This is a genomic window from Kitasatospora sp. NPDC088264 (assembly GCF_040685715.1).
GTDB lineage: Bacteria > Actinomycetota > Actinomycetes > Streptomycetales > Streptomycetaceae > Kitasatospora.
Genome location: NZ_JBFBIR010000145.1, coordinates 1 through 1,374 on the forward strand (window position 1 = coordinate 1; position 1,374 = coordinate 1,374).

At 66.0% G+C, this 1,374-nt stretch carries 1 protein-coding gene; it reads left to right on the top strand.

Going from position 1 to position 1,374, the window contains the following annotated elements:
• Positions 1-51: 51 nt before the first annotated feature.
• Positions 52-1,365, top strand: a complete 1,314-nt coding sequence (locus AB0O82_RS38720; RefSeq protein WP_363589756.1) for an IS630 family transposase — start codon at positions 52-54, stop codon at positions 1,363-1,365.
• Positions 1,366-1,374: the final 9 nt, after the last annotated feature.

Here is a 1,374-nt window from a genome sequence, read left to right on the forward strand (position 1 = left end):
ATGAGGGTAAGTTGATACCCTTTTATGGTGTCGCATCCTGGGCCTTCTGCCGTGGTGATCTCGCTGTCTGAGGACGAGCGTGCCGAGTTGCTGCGTCGGGCGGGGTCCTGGGACCGAAGAGCCGCTGAACGGGCCCGGATCATCCTGGCGTGTGCTGACGGTATGTCGAATTCCGCTGCTGCAAAGCTCGTTGGCGTTCAAGACAAGACGGTGCGCAAGTGGCGTGGCAAGTTCGCGGCCGAGGGGCTGGCCGGCCTGCAGGATGCGGGCCGCATCGGCAGGCCGAAGGCCGACCTGGTCCTCAGTGAGGCCGAGTGGGACCAGTTGACGCGTTGGGCGAGGCGGGCGAAGACCGCGCAGTTTCTCGCGCTGCGGGCCAGGATCGTGCTGCGGTGCGCTGAGGGCGGGACGAACCGGCAGGCCGCGATGGATCTGGGCGTCGACGAGTCGACCGTGGAGCGCTGGCGGGCGCGGTTCATCGACAAGCGGCTGGACGGCCTGCAGGACGAGCCGCGTCCGGGCAGGCCGCCCTCGATCCTGCTCGACCAGGTCGAGGACGTGCTGGTGGCGACCCTGGAGTCCACTCCCGGGCGGGACACGCACTGGTCGCGGTCCTCGATGGCCGCCCGGTCGGGCCTGTCGAAGTCGACCGTCGGGCGGATCTGGAGGAAGTTCGACCTCAAGCCGCACCTGCAGGACAGCTTCAAGCTGTCCACCGACCCGCAGTTCGTGGACAAGGTCGTGGACGTCGTCGGGCTCTACCACGACCCGCCCGAGAAGGCCGTCGTGCTCTGCGTCGACGAGAAGAGCCAGATTCAGGCGCTGGACCGGTCCCAGCCGGTCCTGCCGATGATGCCGGGCATGCCCGAACGGCGCACCCATGACTACCTGCGGCACGGCATCACCAGCCTGTTCGCCGCCTTCAACATCGCCGACGGCACCGTCATCAGCGAACTGCACCGGCGCCACCGGGCCCTGGAGTTCAAGAAGTTCCTGGTCACGATAGACAAAGCGGTCCCCGCTGAACTCGACGTGCACCTGGTGTGCGATAACTACGCCACGCACAACACCGCCGAGATCCGGACCTGGCTCGGCCGGCATCCGCGCTTCCACGTCCACTTCACCCCGACCGGCTCGTCCTGGATCAACCAGGTCGAGCGCTGGTTCGGACTGCTGACCGACAAGCTCATCCGTCGCGGCGTCCACACCTCCGTCAAAGCCCTCGAAGACGACATCAAGGTCTGGATCGACACCTGGAACCAGGACCCGAGACCGTTCACCTGGACCAAGACCGCCGACGAGATCCTCAAGTCCCTCGCCGACTACCTCGCCAAGATCAACCCAGTCGTCCAGGCATCACGGTAATTACTACCC